This window comes from Streptomyces sp. N35 (assembly GCF_016464295.1).
Taxonomy (GTDB): domain Bacteria; phylum Actinomycetota; class Actinomycetes; order Streptomycetales; family Streptomycetaceae; genus Streptomyces.
The window spans coordinates 43,980-46,570 of record NZ_JAEIMH010000057.1 but is presented as its reverse complement, the minus strand read 5'-3'; the positions used below and the strand labels follow the sequence as shown (position 1 = coordinate 46,570).

At 74.9% G+C, this 2,591-nt stretch carries 3 protein-coding genes; 1 reads left to right on the top strand and 2 read right to left on the bottom strand.

The features are described from left to right. Positions 1–70 precede the first annotated feature (70 nt). The gene (locus tag JAO81_RS27780) at positions 71–1,117 is read right to left on the bottom strand and encodes a CU044_5270 family protein (RefSeq protein WP_233416000.1); all 1,047 of its coding nucleotides are present in this window, start codon (positions 1,115–1,117) and stop codon (positions 71–73) included. Further along, positions 1,114–1,731, bottom strand: coding sequence for an RNA polymerase sigma factor (locus JAO81_RS27775; RefSeq protein WP_199550690.1), 618 nt, complete (start codon positions 1,729–1,731; stop codon positions 1,114–1,116). Before JAO81_RS27775 ends, JAO81_RS27780 begins: the two co-directional genes overlap by 4 nt. Before the next feature lie 156 nt (positions 1,732–1,887). Between JAO81_RS27775 and JAO81_RS27770 the strand changes: the two genes are divergently transcribed. Further along, complete coding sequence (locus tag JAO81_RS27770; protein WP_233415999.1) at positions 1,888–2,289, top strand: DUF6479 family protein; 402 nt, start codon at positions 1,888–1,890, stop codon at positions 2,287–2,289. Positions 2,290–2,591 lie beyond the last annotated feature (302 nt).

Genomic DNA, 2,591 nt, shown 5'->3' with positions numbered 1-2,591 from the left:
CCCCCCCCGCCCCCCCCCCCCGGGGCCGGGGGGGGGCCCCCCGCGGGCCGCCCCCCCCCGGGGGTCGCCGTCAGGGCCGCTCGCGCTCGGCGTCCACGATGCCGCGCTCCAGGACCGCCGACGCACCCAGGAACGCACCCGCGGCGCCGCGGAAGGAGTCCTTCGTCAAGGTGTCGCGCTGCCCCAGGTAGGACAGCGTCGTCCTGTCGAAGACCCAGGTGGTGCGGACGGACGAGAACGGGTCCACGCGGGCGATGCCGATCCCGTGCCGGCCCTTCGCGCCCACGGCGTCGGCCACCTCGGTGACGCCGGGCAGCTTGGCGGCGGCCTTGTAGAGAGCCGCCGCGTTCGCCGGCGGGAGCACCGTTTCCGCGATCAGGTTGCCGATCGCTTCGAAGACCGCCTGGTGAGCGTCCGTCACCTCGCTCGGTTCGGTCTGCGCGTACAGGAGTTCAAGCAGGTCGTCCGGATCGGTGGGCAGTCCGGCCAGCCAGTTGTACGTGGGCCGGTGGATGCTCTCCGCAGTGCCCTCGGAGGTCTCGCCGTCCGGTACGCCCTCCTCGATCGGGAAGTAGTCGCCGTCCTGGTGGATGAGCCCGTAGCGCAGCGTCGGGCCCGGCCGCTGCGACATCCACACCTCGCGCGGTGCGGCAGGGGTGACCTCGACCTTTCCGTTCAAGTCGCCCTTGTTGCCGGTCTGCAGGGAACGCACGTAGACGAACTGGTCGGCCCGTACCTTCGCCGGCTCGGTCTCCTCGGCGGCCGCGGCGATCCGGTCGAGCAGGACGACCGCGCCCTGCTGGTTCTGCGCCTCGATCCGGGTCCCCTTCGCCGGACCGGCGCCGGGCTGCCCCTCGGATCCGGTGCCGAGTGCGACGACCAGGGCCCCGGCGACCGCGAGCGCGGCCGGTACCAGCAGGGCAGGTCGCATCCGCGGGCGGCGCCTCGGGGCCGGGGCGGGGGCCCGGTCGTTGTCGATCAACTGCATGAGCTTGTCCTTGTGGTGGCGGTGAACGCCCGCGGGGAGCGCCCTCTCGGGCGGCACCGGAAGCAGTGCGGCGACCTCATCGCGGGCGGCCCGGTCGGGGCCGGATGCCGAATTCATCGGGGCGGTCATCGAGTTGCCTCCTGTACGGGCAGAGCCGCGAACGCGGCGCCACTGTTCTTCTCTCCGCCGCCCCCTGGCGGTTCCCGCCGGGCCGCGACCTCCTCGTCGGCGATCCGGCGCAGGCGTGCGCGGGCGCGCGACAGCCTCGAACGCACCGTCCCCACCGGGATGTCCAGCGCCTGCGCGGCCTGCTCGTAGTCCAGACCGGCCCATACGCACAGGGCGAGCACCTCGCGCTCCGGACGCTTCAGCCTGCCCAGCGCTGCCTGCACCGCGGCGAGCTGGCGTGTGCCGGCGATCCGCGCCGCGGCCCCCGCCGCGACGGCCGGGCCGGGGGGGGGCGCGGGGCACCGGGCCAGGAAGGCGAGGCGCCGGATCCTGCCCCGGTTCGCGTTGTGCGCCTTGTTGGTGGCGATGCCGAGCAGCCAGGGCTTGAGGGAGCCGCCCTCCGGTTCCACCCGCTCCCGGGTCCGCCAGGCGTCCAGGAACGTATCGGACATGATCTCCTCGGCCGCCGACCAGTCGCCGGTCAGCCGCAGGGCATGGTGGTAGACCGCCCGGGCGTGCTCCTCGTAGAGCTCCGCGAAGGCCTCGCGGTCGCCCGCCCTGATCCGTTCCCGCATCCGTACTCCATGCCGTTGTCGCCGTTCCACCTCACATCACGTCCTCTCCGCGGCGTGCGGCGGGTTCCCGTGTTCCGGGTCACAGCGGGTGCGGGGCGGTGTGACAGGGCGGTGCCTGAGGGGCGGCCGGGCGGGTACTCGCGACGGATGAACGCCATGAACGCCATGAACTCCAAGAACACCGGGACGGACGTCATGAGTACCGGCTGGACCGAGCAGGCCGCCGCACCAGGCGCGGCGGTCGGTGTCGTGCTGGGCCTGGTGGGGCTCGCCATCGTGGGCATGCTGATCGGAGCGTTTGTGTGGGGCCGCCGCAGGCAGGACCGCGCGCCGCGGCCGCCGCGCCCGGAGGAGCAGCCGCGGCTGCCCGGAGGCCGGCCGTCGGGACCGGTTCAGGAGGTCAGGGAGCCGGACGAGCTGCCGCCGGACAGCCCGCGGCGGACCCCGCACCAGCTGCGGCACTCCGGCACGAGGAGCAGCACCGACCAGGAGCCGTCCAAGTGGAGCGGGGGCGGCGGGGCCTTCGGCAGCGGCGGGCCCGGCGGGAAGCAGGGGTGAGCCCGCCATGGCCGGCGCCCGGAGGCGGGATCGGTGCCGTCGAGGTGCTGCCCGACGAGCGCGTCCGCACTGACCGCAGGGCGCCGCGGTCCGCTTGCGGAACACCCGCACCCGCCAACTCTTCTGTACCGACCGGGGTTTGAGGCCGCGGGGCCGGGATACCCGGCTGCCGGCTGAGTGGCCGAGGGACTGTGGTCGCGGCCGCGGGTGCCGCCTGGGACGGCGGGTCCTGCGGCCGCGGCCCGGGCCCCTCAGCACGGGGCGGGCGCTCTGGGGGAGTTCGGGCCCGCGGGGGCCCGGGG